Annotated in this window: 8 protein-coding genes; 6 read left to right on the top strand and 2 right to left on the bottom strand. The window is 73.7% G+C overall.

The genetic code is table 11. The features are described 5' to 3' along the window. Nucleotides 1–1,012: 1,012 nt before the first annotated feature. The 4 genes from AB8Z75_RS22465 to AB8Z75_RS22450 all read left to right on the top strand — a co-directional run bounded on the left by AB8Z75_RS22465 (nucleotide 1,013) and on the right by AB8Z75_RS22450 (nucleotide 6,855). A complete protein-coding gene (locus tag AB8Z75_RS22465; RefSeq protein ID WP_027737418.1) occupies nucleotides 1,013–1,693 on the top strand; it encodes a response regulator transcription factor in 681 nt (226 codons plus the stop codon). 106 nt (nucleotides 1,694–1,799) lie between these two features. Beyond that, on the top strand, nucleotides 1,800–3,065 hold the full coding sequence (locus AB8Z75_RS22460) for an HRDC domain-containing protein (RefSeq protein WP_369204774.1): 1,266 nt from the start codon (nucleotides 1,800–1,802) through the stop codon (nucleotides 3,063–3,065). 452 nt (nucleotides 3,066–3,517) lie between these two features. Then, on the top strand, nucleotides 3,518–4,735 hold the full coding sequence (locus AB8Z75_RS22455; protein WP_369204772.1) for an acetyl-CoA C-acyltransferase: 1,218 nt from the start codon (nucleotides 3,518–3,520) through the stop codon (nucleotides 4,733–4,735). Next, nucleotides 4,732–6,855, top strand: coding sequence for a 3-hydroxyacyl-CoA dehydrogenase NAD-binding domain-containing protein (locus AB8Z75_RS22450; RefSeq protein WP_369204770.1), 2,124 nt, complete (start codon nucleotides 4,732–4,734; stop codon nucleotides 6,853–6,855). Before AB8Z75_RS22455 ends, AB8Z75_RS22450 begins: the two co-directional genes overlap by 4 nt. Nucleotides 6,856–6,913: 58 nt before the next feature. Here the strand turns inward: AB8Z75_RS22450 and AB8Z75_RS22445 are convergent, their stop codons facing one another. Together AB8Z75_RS22445 and dxs are read right to left on the bottom strand one after the other, a co-directional pair. Beyond that, entirely contained in the window at nucleotides 6,914–8,440 is a 1,527-nt protein-coding gene (locus AB8Z75_RS22445) for a glycosyltransferase family 39 protein (protein WP_369204768.1), read from the bottom strand. Nucleotides 8,441–8,565: 125 nt separating this feature from the next. Further along, nucleotides 8,566–10,503: a 1-deoxy-D-xylulose-5-phosphate synthase gene (dxs, locus tag AB8Z75_RS22440; RefSeq protein ID WP_369204766.1), complete on the bottom strand. Its 1,938-nt coding sequence runs from the start codon at nucleotides 10,501–10,503 to the stop codon at nucleotides 8,566–8,568. A 1,212-nt stretch (nucleotides 10,504–11,715) separates the two neighbouring features. Here dxs and AB8Z75_RS22435 point away from each other — a divergent pair. Together AB8Z75_RS22435 and AB8Z75_RS22430 are read left to right on the top strand one after the other, a co-directional pair. Then, nucleotides 11,716–12,009 (top strand): hypothetical protein, encoded by a 294-nt coding sequence (locus AB8Z75_RS22435; protein ID WP_369204764.1) that lies wholly within the window; start codon nucleotides 11,716–11,718, stop codon nucleotides 12,007–12,009. A gap of 13 nt (nucleotides 12,010–12,022) precedes the next feature. Beyond that, nucleotides 12,023–13,804: BTAD domain-containing putative transcriptional regulator (locus tag AB8Z75_RS22430; RefSeq protein WP_369204762.1), on the top strand; the 1,782-nt coding region annotated here is incomplete at its 3' end.

Here is a 13,804-nt window from a genome sequence, read left to right as displayed (position 1 = left end):
GCTACGCGAACCGGCCGGCCCCCGGGCGCATTCGGGAAGCGACCGGCCGCTGCTGACGGTCCCGAACAGCGGCTGACAGCCCCGAACAGCGGCTGACGACCCCTGCCAGCGGCTGACGCCCCTGGAACAACAGCACCGCCGAGGCCCGCACCGTGTCKKCGGKRMSSGGCMGGCCGCTGCTGACGGTCCCGAACAGCGGCTGACAGCCCCGAACAGCGGCTGACGACCCCTGCCAGCGGCTGACGCCCCTGGAACAACAGCACCGCCGAGGCCCGCACGACGCGACAGGCCCAGCGCCAGCCCCTGGCCGACCTGCACCGCTGACGCCCGCGCAATGCGGCACCTCCCTCGTTTCCCGCTGACACATACCGGGTCCGAGACCCGAACCGGAACCGGAACCGGAACAGGAACAGCCCGCCGCCCGGGCCCGGCCCAACGGTTCTCGCTCCGGGGCTCCGGGGGCGGGAGGTCAGCGCAAGACGGGGCGGCACCGCCCGATCCCGGTCGCCACCAGCGGCCACGTCGGCTGTCGGCATCACGACCACCGCCGGGAGAGGTCGCCCCGGCCGACGTCCGGGGAACGACCAGCACCGCCGGGGCCGGCCCGAGCGACCCGACACGCGCGGGCGCACCGCCGGGGCCGGACCGCGCAACCCGACACGCGCGGGCGCACCGCCGGGGCCGGTCCGCGCGACCCGACACGCGCAGGCGGGCCCCGCACACGCGGGGCCCCGCGTACCGATGCCACGCCGGCGAGGCACAAAGCGGCGTTTTGTCTACAAAGAACCTCTCTGAATTCCGGTCACCGGCCTCTCGGTCTCTGTGTAGACAAAGGAATGTTCACCGGGAGGGAATTGGCGGCAGAAACGGCATTGCGGAAATTCGGGTCACTAATTCGTGATCTTTCTCTAAAGAGCCGTGGAGAAGGTGCCGAAGGAGTCTGTGACCCTTCACACGGAATACCCGACTCGTTCGGTTCCGTCCCCCACAGCCACTCCCCCCAGGAGGCCCGGTGTCTGTTCTCCTTGAGCACCCCACAAGCCTGGTCGCCTACCGCCCGAACAAGCCGACGGCCATGGTCGTCGTGGCCGACCCCCGTGTCCGCTCCACCGTGACCCGCCACCTGTGGGCTCTCGGGGTGCGGGACGTGATCGAGGCGTCGTCCATCGCGGAGGCCCGTCCCCGCGTCGGTAACCCGCGCGACATCTGCGTGGCCGACGTGCACCTGCCCGACGGCTCAGGACTCAGCCTGCTGTCGGAGACGAGAGCCGCGGGCTGGCCCAACGGGCTGGCGCTGTCCGCGGCCGATGACATCGGCGCCGTGCGCAACGCGCTGGCCGGCGGTGTCAAGGGCTATGTCGTCACCGGTACCCGCACCAACCTGGGCGGCGCCATGCCGACGCGGCACGGCGCGGCCCCCATCGGCGCCGCCGCGGCGGCCCGGATGCACCGTCGGCCTGGCGGCGGCCCGGGTGGCCCGGGGCACCCGGGTGGCTACCGGGAGCTCTCGGGCCGCGAGGTGGAGGTGCTGCGCCTCGTCGCCGAGGGGCAGTCGAACAAGGCCATCGGCGTGTCGATGGGCCTCTCGGCGCTCACCGTCAAGAGCCATCTCGCCCGGATCGCCCGCAAGCTGGGCACCGGCGACCGCGCGGGCATGGTCGCCGTGGCGCTGCGGACGGGCATCATCCACTGAATCCTCCGACTTCTCCTCCCGCGCCGTTCCGCTTTCCGGGCGCTCGTCGACGTAACGTTCCGTCGGCGGGCGCCCGGCCGCGCGTGCACGCGGCTACCCTTGACTGGTGACCGACGCCCAAGAGACCGCAGCAGCCCCCGCAGCTCAGGCCCCCTCCGCAGACTCCGCCCCGGCGCCGGTCCCTCTGCTGGAACCCCGCGAGGGGATCCCCCCGGTCACCGCTTCCGCCGAGGAGCTGGCGCGGGTGACGGAGGCTTTCGGGGCAGGCAGCGGTCCGGTGGCCGTGGACGCGGAGCGGGCGTCCGGTTACCGCTACGGGCAGCGGGCCTACCTGGTTCAGCTGCGCCGCGCGGGCGCGGGTACGGCGCTGATCGATCCGGTGGCCTGCCCCGATCTGTCCGGGCTCGACGCGGCGCTGGCGGGCAGCGAGTGGGTGCTGCACGCCGCCACGCAGGATCTGCCGTGTCTGCGCGAGATAGGTATGCGGCCCACGAGGCTCTTCGACACCGAGCTGGCCGGGCGGCTCGCCGGGTTCGCCCGCGTGGGGCTGGGCGCGATGGTGGAGAACGTGCTCGGTTACGCGCTGGAGAAGGGGCACTCCGCGGTGGACTGGTCGACGCGTCCGCTGCCCGAGCCGTGGCTGCGGTACGCGGCGCTGGACGTCGAGCTGCTGGTGGACCTGCGGGACGCGCTGGAGGGCGAGCTGTCGCGGCAGGGGAAGCTGGAGTGGGCGCAGGAGGAGTTCGCGGCCATCGCCGCGGCCCCGGCGCCGCCGCCCCGCAAGGATCCGTGGCGCCGCACGTCGGGCATGCACAAGGTGCGCCGTCGCCGGCAGATGGCGGTCGTGCGGGAGCTGTGGTTCGCGCGGGACGCGGTGGCCCGCAAGCGGGACGTCTCGCCGGGCAAGGTGCTGACGGACGCGGCGATCGTGGAGGCCGCGCTGGCGATGCCGAGCGGGGCGCGCGCCCTCTCGGCGCTGCCCGGGTTCGGGCAGCGGATGGGCCGCAAGCAGCTCGACGGCTGGCAGGCCGCCGTCGATCGGGCGCGGGCGCTGGCCGAGGAGGAGTTGCCGCAGCAGGGTCAGGCCACCAGTGGTCCGCCGCCGCCGAGGTCCTGGGCGGACAAGGATCCGGCGGCGGCGGCCCGGTTGTCGGCGGCGCGGGCCGCGGTCACCCGGCACGCGGAGGAGTTGAACCTGCCGCAGGAGAACCTGTTGACGCCGGACACGGTGCGCCGCCTGTGCTGGGAGCCGCCTGCCGCGGTGAGCGTGGAGTCCGTCTCGGGTGCGCTGCGCGGGCTGGGTGCCCGGGAGTGGCAGATCGGGCAGACGGCGGAGCTGCTGCGTGCCGCGCTCACGTCTCCGGGCGCGTGAGCCGCTCGCCCTGGTGTGCGAGCGTCTCGACTCCCCGGGTCCTGACCGCCATTGCGGCGGCACCCGAGCCGACGGACTCGGCTCTCGACTCCCGGGCCCTGACCGCCATTGCTGCGGCACCCGAGCCGGCGGACTCGGCTTCCGGGCCGCGACGCCTGCGCCCAACCCCGGCTCCCGCGCCCGCGCCCGCGCCTGATGGAGCGCCGCGCTCGCCCGCGGTGGAGCGCCGCGCCCACGCGTGGCGGAGCGCCACGCCGTGATCCCGCGCTCGTCCGTGGTGTGATGCCGCGCTCGCCCGCCGTATGAGGCCGCGCTCGCCCACCGGTGGGGCCGCGTTCGCGCGCCGTGTGATGTGACGTGTGCCCTTCCCTCAGGTCGGCCCTTGCCAGGTGGTTACCGACAAGTAGCATGGGGGTCGACCGACCCCTGGCCGCACCTGGAGGAGAGCCAACGTGCCTCGTACCGCAAGGGACGTCGTCTTCGTCGACGGCGTACGCACCCCGTTCGGCAAGGCGGGCCCCAAGGGCATCTATCACGAGACCCGCGCCGACGACCTGGTCGTCAAGTGCATCCGTGAGCTGCTGCGCCGCAACCCCGACCTGCCTCCGGAGCGCATCGACGAGGTCGCCGTCGCGGCGACCACGCAGATCGGCGACCAGGGGCTGACCCTGGGCCGTACCGCCGGCATCCTCGCCGGGCTGCCCACGACCGTGCCCGGCTTCTCCATCGACCGGATGTGCGCGGGCGCGATGACGGCCGTGACGACGACCGCGGGGTCGATCGCCTTCGGCGCCTACGACATGGTGGTGGCCGGCGGTGTCGAGCACATGGGCCGCCACCCGATGGGCGAGGGCGTGGACCCCAACCCGCGCTTCGTCTCGGAGAAGCTGGTCGACGAGTCGGCGATGTTCATGGGGATGACCGCCGAGAACCTGCACGACCGCTTCCCGCACCTGACCAAGGAGCGCGCGGACAAGTTCGCCGTGGCCAGCCAGGAGAAGGCGGCCAAGGCGTACGCCAACGACAAGATCCAGCCCGACCTGGTGCCGATCTCGGTCCGCCGCACCTCGCCGGAGGGAGGGGAGACCGGCTGGGGCCTGGCCACCGCGGACGAGCCGATGCGGCCCGGCACGACGCTGGAGAACCTCGCCGGGCTCAAGACCCCCTTCCGCGCGCACGGCCGGGTCACCCCGGGCAACGCCGCGGGTCTGAACGACGGTGCGACCGCCTCCCTGCTGGCCGCCGAGGACGTGGCCCACGAGCTGGGCCTGCCGGTCAAGATGCGGCTGGTCTCCTACGCGTTCGCCGGTGTCGAGCCGGAGGTCATGGGCGTCGGCCCGATCCCGGCCACCGAGAAGGCGCTGGCCAAGGCGGGTCTGTCCATCGACGAGATCGGTCTGTTCGAGATCAACGAGGCGTTCGCCGTCCAGGTGCTCGCGCTGCTGGACCACTACGGCATCGCCGACGACGACCCGCGCGTCAACCAGTACGGCGGCGCGATCGCCTTCGGCCACCCGCTGGCCTCCTCCGGCGTGCGGCTGATGAACCAGCTCGCCCGGCAGTTCGAGGAGCAGCCGCACGTCCGCTACGGCCTCACCACCATGTGCGTCGGCTTCGGCATGGGCGGGACCGTCATCTGGGAGAACCCCCACTGGGAGGGCAACAAGTGAGTAAGACCGCCGAACTCCTCAAGGGCGCGGCCGAGCTGTTCCCGGACGAGGTCGTCACCCAGGCGCACGTACGCCACCTCGACCTGCCCGGCGGGGCGGGCCGGTTCGCCCTCATCACGCTGGACAACGGGCTGGATCACACCAAGCCGACCACCATCGGCCCGCAGTCGCTGGCCAACCTCGACGCCGCCCTCGACCAGGTGGAGAAGGAGGCCGCCGACGGCGAGATCAAGGGCGTCGGCGTCACCGGCAAGCCCTTCATCTTCGCCGTCGGCGCCGACCTCAAGGGCGTCGAGCTGCTGAAGCGGCACGAGGACGCCGCCGCCATCGGCAAGGGCGGCCACGACGTCTTCGTGCGGCTGGCCAACCTCGCGGTGCCGACGTTCGCGTACTACAACGGCGCCTCCATGGGCGGCGGCGTGGAGATCGGGCTGCACTGCACCTACCGCACCGTCTCCGCCGCGCTGCCCGCCTTCTCGCTGCCCGAGGTCTTCCTCGGCCTGGTGCCCGGCTGGGGCGGCTGCGCGCTGCTGCCGAACCTGATCGGCGCCGACCGCGCGGTCAGCGTCATCATCGAGAACTCCCTCAACCAGAACCGGCAGCTCAAGGGCGCGCAGGTCTACGAACTCGGCATCGCCGACGCGCTGTTCGAGGGCGCCGACTTCCTGGAGGAGTCGCTGCGCTGGACCGCGGCCGTCCTCAAGGGCGAGATCGAGGTCGTGCGGCCCGAGGTGGACCGCGGCGAGGCATGGGACGCCGCCGTGCAGCGCGGACGGCAGCTCGCGGACGGCAAGGTGCACGGCGCCGCACCGGCCGCCTACCGGGCCCTGGACATCATCGCCGCCGCCAAGAACGGCGACCTGCGGCAGGGCTTCGAGGCCGAGACGCAGGCGCTGGCCGACCTGATCATGAGCGGCGAACTGCGTGCGGGGCTCTACGCGTTCGACCTGGTGCAGCGGCGCGCCAAGCGCCCTGCGGGCGCCCCGTCGAAGGATCTGGCGCGTCCGGTCACCAAGGTCGGCGTCGTCGGCGCGGGGCTGATGGCCTCGCAGCTCGGTCTGCTGTTCGCCCGCCGTCTGGAGGTGCCGGTCGTACTGACCGACATCGACCAGGAGCGCGTGGACAAGGGCGTCGCCTACTGCCACGAGGAGATCGACAAGCTGCTTTTGAAGGGCCGCGTCAACCAGGACAAGGCCAACCGCCTCAAGGCCCTGGTGACCGGGTCGCTGGACAAGGCCACCGCCTTCGCCGACGCCGACTTCGTCATCGAGGCCGTCTTCGAGGAGATGGGCGTCAAGCAGAAGGTGTTCGTCGAGGTCGAGGCGGTCGTGCCCGAGCACGCCATCCTCGCCACCAACACCTCCTCGCTGTCGGTCTCCGAGATGGCCTCCCAGCTCAAGCACCCCGAGCGCGTGGTCGGCTTCCACTTCTTCAACCCCGTCGCGATCCTCCCCCTGCTGGAGATCGTGCGCGGCGAGAAGACCGACGACGCGGCGCTGGCGACCGCGTTCGGCGTCGCGAAGAAGCTGAAGAAGACGGCGGTGCTCGTCAAGGACGCGCCGGCGTTCGTCGTCAACCGCGTGCTCACCCGGTTCCTGGGCGAGGTCCTGCGCTCCATCGACGAGGGCACCCCGGTCCAGGTCGCCGACCGGGCGCTGGCCCCGCTCGGGCTGCCGATGTCGCCGATCCAGCTGCTGGAGCTCGTCGGCCCGGCCGTCGCGCACCACGTGGCGGGCACCCTGCACGGCGCCTTCCCCGAGCGTTTCGGCGTCTCGGAGAACCTCGGCCGCGTCGTCGAGGCGGGCAAGCGCAGCCTGTACCTGCCGGGTACGACGGAGCTGGACCCCGAGGTCGCCGAGCTCTTCCAGGTCGGGGAGAGCGTGCTGACCGAGGAGCAGGTCCGCGAGCGGGCGCTGGGTGCCGTCGCCGAGGAGATCCGGCTGATGCTGGACGACGAGGTGGTGGCCGAGGCGCAGGACGTCGACCTGTGCCTGATCACCGGCGCGGGGTGGCCCTTCCACCTCGGTGGGATCACCCCCTACCTCGACCGCGAGGGCGTCAGCGAGCGCGTCACCTCGCGCCGCTTCCTGGCTCCTGGCGTCGCCACCGTCCCGGCGTGAGGGACTGAGCCCCGGCCCCTCCCCCAGACTCCGTCGGGGGGAGGGGCCGGGGTCTTTCTCAGGGGCCGGTCCTCAGGTAGAACTCGGAGCCGTCGATGGTGGCCACCTTCTCGTAGTGGCGGCCGAGATGGCGGCGCAGGGTGGGCGTGCGCCGCACGCCGTACTCCTTGCCGCGCGAGTCGTCGACGACCAGCTCGGGCTTCCGCCGCCGCAGATCCCTCTCGAAGTGCGTCCAGGCGCCTTCCATCGCGTACCGCTCCCCCACGCGCGCCTCGCCCCGGCCGCCGCTGAAGTTGGTGAGGAACCCCGCGGTCAGGTAGCGGGAGGCGGGGGCACGCCGGGAGAGCCAGTACCCCTCGGGGTGCATGCCCCACAGCAGCACCCGGTCCTCGCGGTCGGTGTAGGAGCGGACGGTGTCGGCGAGCCGGTGGGCGTGGTCGAGCTCGTCGCGCCCTGCCGTGAAGCCCCATCCAACGTATCCGCACGCCAGCACCGCGGTACCGGCGAGGGCCGCCGTCGCGGCCCGTGCCGTCAGCTCGTGCAGCGCCGCCGCCCCGAGGAGGGCGAGCGGGGGGACGAGCTGGAGGAAGTAGTGGCCGAAGAACTGGAGTCCGACGGTGGCGGCGGCGAGCGACGCGGCGAGCCAGAGCCACACGTCCGCGGTCCCGTCGAGCGGCGCGCGGCGGCCGGGACAGATGGCGGGGTACGGGTGACCGCCGGTGCGGCGCTGCCGTACGGCGCGCACGAGGGCCACGACGAGCGGGAGGGCGGCCAGCGTCAGCAGTCCGAGCCCGCCCAGGGCGCGCAGCAGGGGTTTGAGTCCGGAGCCGTCGGCGGAGAGGTAGGCACCGGACCCGGTGGCGATCCAGTAGAGGAAGCGTCCTGGCCCGAAGGCGAGGGCGGTGCCCAGGATCGGGAGCGCCGTTCCGATCCCCACCCCGAGCAGCGCCGTCCACCCGGCCCGCAGTTGCCACAGCACCACGCAGACCGGGAGCAGGACGGCGCCGCCCGTCTGCTTCGTCAGTACGGCTCCGGCGACGGCGAGCCCGGCCACGAACCAGCGTGAGCGCTCAGCGCACCACATCGCTGCCACCGTCCAGGGGAGCATGAAGACCTCGAACGTGGCGGCCTGCGTGTCCTCCGGGTCGAGTCCCACCGCCAGGAAGACGTAGCAGATGCCCGCGACCCACGCGGCCCGCTCCCCCCAGCGGCGCGCCGCCATGGAGGCCGCCAGTACGGCGCCCACCAGCACGGCGAGGATCGCGGCGACCCGCACGGGCCACAGCGAGTCGTCCCCGAACACCGCGAACGCGGCACGGTAGAGCCAGGGCACCAGCGGGGGTTTGCGGTCGACGACGGTCTCGTAGAGCACGCCGCCGTTCGCCAGCTGCCGTGCCTGCGTGGCCAGGAAGCCCTCGTCGGGGTTCCAGGGGGTGCGCACGAACGAGGGCAGGCGGGTGAGGACGGTCAGCGCCGCCACGACGGTGATCAGCCGCGTCCAGTTCGTCGCGGGCGCCGCCTCGGTGCGCCGGCCGACGCGCTGCACGGTGCGCCGCTCGGCGCGGACGGTACGGGGCAACGGCATACGCCCCAATTTAGCGAGGCCCGCCGCTGACGGTGCGCCACCCCCGGCGCGCGGCGCCGCCGCGCCTTCGGCCCGCTACCGGGCGAAGGAGCGGCGGGTGCCGTGCGAGGGCGGGCGCGGCGCCGTTACGAGGGTGTCGCGCCCTCCCAGGCGGTGACCTGCGGGCCGCTGGGGTCGGGGCCGCGGCCGTCCAGCTTGGCGACGAATCCGGTGACCTGGCGGGCGACGTCCGGCGCGGTCAGCCCGATCTCCGCCATGACCTCCTTGCGGCTGCCGTGGTCCAGGAACCGCTCGGGGATGCCGAAGTCGCGCAGCGGCACATCGACGCCCGCGTCCCGCAGCGCCTGCGCGACGGCGGAGCCCACACCGCCCGCCCGGCTGTTGTCCTCGACGGTGACGACGACCCGGTGCCGCTCGGCCATCGGCGGCAGTGCCGCGTCCACCGGCTTGACCCACCGGGGGTCGACCACGGTGGCGGTGATGCCCTGCTTGTCGAGCAGGTCGGCGATCTCCAGGCACATCGGCGCGAGGCCGCCCACGGAGACCAGGAGGACGTCGGCGCCCTGGCCGTCCGCCGGCTCCCGCAGGACGTCCATGCCGCCCACCCGGCGCACCGCGGGGACCGCGGGGCCGACCGCGCCCTTGGAGTAACGCACCACAGTGGGCGCGTCATCGACCTGGACGGCCTCGCGCAGCTGGGCACGTACCTGATCGGCGTCGCGGGGCGCGGCCAGCCGCAGGCCCGGCACGCACTGCAGCAGGGACATGTCCCACATGCCGTTGTGGGAGGCGCCGTCGGGTCCGGTGACACCGGCCCGGTCCAGCACGAAGGTGACGCCGCACCTGTGCAGGGCCACGTCCATCAGGAGCTGGTCGAAGGCGCGGTTGAGGAAGGTCGCGTAGACGGCGAAGACGGGGTGGAGACCGCCGGTGGCGAGCCCGGCGGCGGAGACGGCGCCGTGCTGCTCCGCGATGCCCACGTCGTAGACCCGCTCGGGGAACTCCTGCGCGAAGGCATGCAGCCCCACGGGCCGCATCATCGCGGCCGTGATGGCGACGATGTCCTCGCGCTCCCGGCCGAGCTTGACCATCTCGTCGCTGAAGACGGAGGTCCAGTCCACGCCGGAGGACTTGACGGGCAGTCCGGTGTCGGGGTGGATGACGCCGACGGCGTGGAACTGGTCGGCCTCGTCCTGGCGGGCGGGCTGGTAGCCGCGGCCCTTCTCGGTGAGGCAGTGGACCAGCACGGGCCCGCCGAAGCGCTTGGCACGCTGGAGCGCGGACTCGACGGCGGCGATGTCGTGCCCGTCGATCGGCCCGACGTACTTCAGGCCCAGATCCTCGAACATGCCCTGCGGCGCGATGAAGTCCTTGAGCCCCTTCTTCGCGCCGTGCAGCGTCTCGTACAGCGGCTTGCCGACGACGGGGGTGCGGTTGAGCACGTCCTTGCCGCGGGCCAGGAAGCGCTCGTAGCCGTCGGTGGTGCGGAGGGTGGCCAGGTGGTTGGCCAGGCCGCCGATGGTCGGCGAGTAGGAGCGCTCGTTGTCGTTGACGACGATCACCAGCGGACGGTCCTTCGCTGCGGCGATGTTGTTGAGCGCCTCCCACGCCATACCGCCGGTCAGCGCACCGTCACCGATGACGGCCACCACGTGGTCGTCCGTGCCGCGCACCTCGTTCGCCTTGGCCAGCCCGTCGGCCCAGCCCAGCACCGTCGAGGCGTGGCTGTTCTCGATGACGTCGTGCGCCGACTCGGCCCGCGAGGGGTAGCCCGACAGGCCGCCCTTCGCGCGCAGCTTCGAGAAGTCCTGCCGCCCGGTGAGCACCTTGTGCACGTAGGACTGGTGCCCGGTGTCGAAGAGGACCTTGTCCTTGGGGGAGTCGAAGACGCGGTGCAGGGCGATGGTCAGCTCGACCACGCCGAGGTTGGGGCCCAGGTGTCCGCCGGTCTTGGAGACCGCCTCCACCAGGAAGGTGCGGATCTCCCCTGCCAGCGTCTCCAGCTGCTCCGGAGTGAGCCGGTCCAGATCGCGTGGTCCCGTGATGCGGGTCAGCAACGCCACCCGTACCTCCTTGCTTCGAGCGTGTGAACACGCTGTCGAGCTGTCGTTGTCGGACCGTACCGATTCCTCCCCAACCCTTCGGCCGGGCGGTCTTCCAGAGTCTAATGTTCCGCCGGCGCCCGGGTTCACCGGCCGGTGCCATATCAGTCACACGAATGGCAGCCCGCCGAGGTGGGTGCGGACATACGCGCGGGGCACGTGCGGCTGTTCCCCCGCACCTGGCCCTCATCCCTCCCGACCCCCGGATGACTCGTATCTCACACCGCGGAGACAGGGGGCACAGCCGCCCCTTTTCGAACCTCTGTCCGATTTCAGGACGCGCGTCCACGCCCTGCGACGCCCGCCCCGCCATGGCCCGGCCCGGCCCGGCTGCCGCTCGGCCCTCCGGCCCCTCCGACCTACGGGGGGGTATCGGGCGTCGGGCGCGCCGGACCCGCTGGTGAGGCCGGTGGGAGCCGGGAAGAATCGGTAGAGCAGGGAGAAGCCGGTAGAGCCGGTAGAGCCGATACGACCAGCGGCCGACGCGGCTGATGCGGCCGACGCGGCCCATGCTCCCGCTCGGCATCGGCCCGCCCCAGGGCGCCCGGAGCGACGCCGGGAGCGTGCCCGGCCGGCGCCGGCGGGCAGGTCCCCGCCGAGGGGGGCGGCACCTTCGGCGTACCCGGCGCGGCAGCGTCGGCGCGCCCGGCCTGGCGCGGCTGGGCCCGGGCGCGTTCGGGCGCGCTCGGGTGGCGGGGGGCCGGCGTCCGCGACGCGCACGCCGGCCCCGGAAGCGGTGACGCGCGGCAACGCGTGTCCGCCTCACAACCCTGGTCGTCTCGGTGGAGCCCGCAACTCTCAGGGAGCGGTACGGGAGTTCTCCCGCACGCCGAAGATGCTCGCAGAGGCCGGTCACCAATCGGCAAGCGAAGCTGGGACGGGCCCGCATCTTCCGGCGCGCAGGCGTGGCGCCGCCCTGCCGGCAGGAGCTCCGTCGCTGGTCACACCCCCGGCGGCAGCCGAAGGCCCCGGCCGTCCCGGGCCCGGCGGCCGGGACAGGAACGCATCAACTCCCCCTGCCCCCTTCGGGCCCCTGCTTCTCCGTGCGGTCAGTGGCACGATGCTTCTCCAGCCGCCGGTGTCGGCAAGCACCGGTCGGCCGTGCAGACATGTGGAGCCCGCAACGCGCCCGGCTCGCAACGCCCGGGCGGACGATCTCAGGAGGCACGATCCATGTCCCGCCTTCCCTTCCCGGCGCGCTGCGCCGGGGCTTCCCCCTCCCCGGCTCGCTGTGTCGGTCCGCGACCGTACGACCGGGGCGGGCCCGGCCCGTCGGACGTCGTGGTCATCGTGGTGATCGCCGTACTGGCGAGCGCACTGACCGTCGCCGGTATGCCACCTTCCGCGATCCTCGACGTGCTGGGGGCCGCCGGGCTCGTCGCGCTCGGCGTGCTGCTCGCGCTGCGCGGCGGCAGCCGGGTGGGCCGCCTGGCGATACGGGGGCTGCAGGCCGCCTCGCAGGCCTGAGGGCGCCTCGGCCGTGGGGCGCAGAGAGAAGCCGATCACCACACCGAACCGGGCGCTCGCCGATCTCGCCAGATGGTTGCGGCACCAGCGGGCGACGGAAGGCCTGACCTACGCTCAGCTCGCCGCACGTACCGGGCTGCACGCCACGACTCTGCAGCGGGCCGCTTCGGCGACGTCGGTGCCCACGGCACCCGTTGTCGAGGCGTACGCGCGGGGGTGCGGCGTGTCGGTGGAGGTCGCCCTGCGCATGTGGCGGAGGGCCCGGCTGGAGCATCTGCACGGCGCCACGGGAGGCCGCCGGGCACCGGCCCCGGAGACCGTCGCGGACCTGCCGGGCCTGTCGGCCGCGCTGTGGGGGCTCTACAGCGAGGCGGGCGGGCCCCCGTTGCGGGCCATGGAGCGCCGTGCGGGCGGTCACGGCGAGCTGCCGCACAGTACGGTCCACCGCATCCTGCGCGGACAGACGGTGCCGCGTGACGAGCGCCAGCTGATCGCGTTCCTGGACGCCTGCGAGGTCCCCGCCAGGGAGCGGCACCCGTGGGTGGAGGCGTGGCGGCGTGCGTGCACGCGCACGCCGCCGGGCGCCGGCGCGGCCCCGCCTCGCGAGGAGGCCACCATCCGCGAGCCCGGCGAAGAGGCCTTCCGCGAACCCCTGCGCGAAGGGAGTCCCTCCCTTGTGGAGGGCCTCTTCTCCGGTCCGCACACAGCTCAGGCGCAGTCCCTCCCCGCGCCCCGGCCCGGGCCCGCGCCCCCACCCCGGACAGGCACGGACCCGGCGCGCGCCGGTGCACTGCGCCTCACCGTGCTCGGCCCCGTACGCGTCTGGCGCGGGGACCAGCCTCTGCCGCTGGGGTCGCCGCAGCAGAAAGCGCTGCTCGCGGCGCTCCTGCTGCGCGGCGGGCACACCGCGACCGCCGAGGAACTGGTCGACGCCATCTGGGGCGAGGAGCCCCCCGAGCAGGCGAGGGCGGCGCTGCGCACCTACGCCTCGCGCATCCGCAAGGCTCTCGGGCCCGACGGCGACCTGCTGGTCAGCGAGTCCGGCGGCTACGCGCTGGCAGCCGGCGGCGGTACGTCGCTCGACGTGGAGACCGCGCAGGAGCTGGCCGCGCAGGCCGACAAGGCCGCCTCCGGCGGCGACCCGGCCCGGGCCAGTGAGCTGTACGAGGCGGCCCTCGCCCAGTGGAACGGCGAACCCCTCGCCCACATACCGGGCCCCTACGCCGAAGCCCAGCGCGCCCGCCTGACGGAGTGGCGGCTGAGCCTGCTGGAGCTGCGGTGCGACCTCGACCTGCGGCTCGGGCGGCATGCGGAAGCCGTCGCCGAACTGACCGCGCTCGCCGCCGCGCATCCGCTGCGGGAACGGCTGCGCGAGCTGCTGATGCTCGCCCTCTACCGCAGTGGCCGCCAGGCCGAGGCGCTGGCCGTGCACGCCGACATCCGTCGCCTGCTCGCCGACGAACTCGGTGTCGACCCGCGCCCGGAGCTGACCGAACTCCAGCAGCGCATCCTGGAGGCCGACGAGGGCCTGGCGTACCGGAACGAGACCGACACCGCGCAGGAACGGACGCCCACCCCCCCCCCCCCCCCCCCCCCCCCCCCCCCCCCCCCCCCCCCCCCCCCCCCCCCCCCCCCCCCCCCCCCCCCCCCCCCCCCCCCCCCCCCCCCCCCCCCCCCCCCCCCCCCCCCCCCCCCCCCCCCCCCCCCCCCCCCCCCCCCCCCCCCCCCCCCCCCCCCCCCCCCCCCCCCTCCAGCAGCGCATCCTGGAGGCCGACGAGGGCCTGGCGTACCGGAA

It is taken from the genome of Streptomyces sp. PU-14G (genome assembly GCF_041028275.1).
Lineage (GTDB): Bacteria > Actinomycetota > Actinomycetes > Streptomycetales > Streptomycetaceae > Streptomyces.
The sequence above is the reverse complement of the archived record's forward strand: the minus strand, read 5'-3'. Positions and strand labels throughout refer to the sequence as shown.

Bases quoted from the DNA above. Each gene is read 5' to 3' on its own strand.
- AB8Z75_RS22435 (WP_369204764.1), top strand. From the start codon at position 11,716: ATGTCCCGCCTTCCCTTCCCGGCGCGCTGCGCCGGGGCTTCCCCCTCC.
- AB8Z75_RS22445 (WP_369204768.1), bottom strand. From the start codon at position 8,440: ATGCCGTTGCCCCGTACCGTCCGCGCCGAGCGGCGCACCGTGCAGCGC.